Here is a 544-nt window from a genome sequence, read left to right as displayed (position 1 = left end):
GACATCATTAACATCTATTTAGGACAATTTCTAGGCTCTGTTAGTCTAATATTGCTAAGTTTACTTTTTGCATTTGTCTTAAATTATATTCCTAGTAAAGAGATTTTAGGTTTGCTCGGTTTGATTCCAATTTTCCTAGGACTCAAAGTTTTGCTTTTAGGAGATTCTGATGGAGAAGCTATTGCAAAAGATGGTTTGCGCAAAGATAATAAAAACCTGGTTTTTCTAGTCGCTATGATTACTTTTGCAAGTTGTGGTGCTGACAATATTGGTGTTTTTGTCCCATATTTTATTACCTTAAATTTAGCGAATTTGATAGTGGCTTTACTTACCTTTCTAGTCATGATTTATCTCTTGGTTTTTTCTGCCCAAAAATTGGCACAAGTCCCTTCTGTTGGAGAAACTTTGGAAAAATATAGCAGATGGTTTATTGCCATTGTTTATTTAGGATTGGGGATGTATATTCTGATTGAAAACAACAGCTTTGACATGCTAAGGACTGTGTTCGGCTAGGAGAAAAAATTATGAAAAAAGATAGTATCTG

Annotated in this window: 1 protein-coding gene; it reads left to right on the top strand. The window is 33.5% G+C overall.

Annotated features, from left to right (window positions below):
* On the top strand, window positions 1-513 hold a 513-nt coding region (locus tag QM928_RS10010; protein WP_414295156.1), incomplete at its 5' end, for a CadD family cadmium resistance transporter.
* Window positions 514-544 lie beyond the last annotated feature (31 nt).

Origin of the sequence: Streptococcus infantis, assembly GCF_047460405.1 — a bacterium.
Taxonomy (GTDB): Bacteria; Bacillota; Bacilli; order Lactobacillales; family Streptococcaceae; genus Streptococcus; species Streptococcus infantis_Q.
Note: the sequence above shows the minus strand (reverse complement) of the source record. Positions and strands in the feature narration are given on the sequence as shown.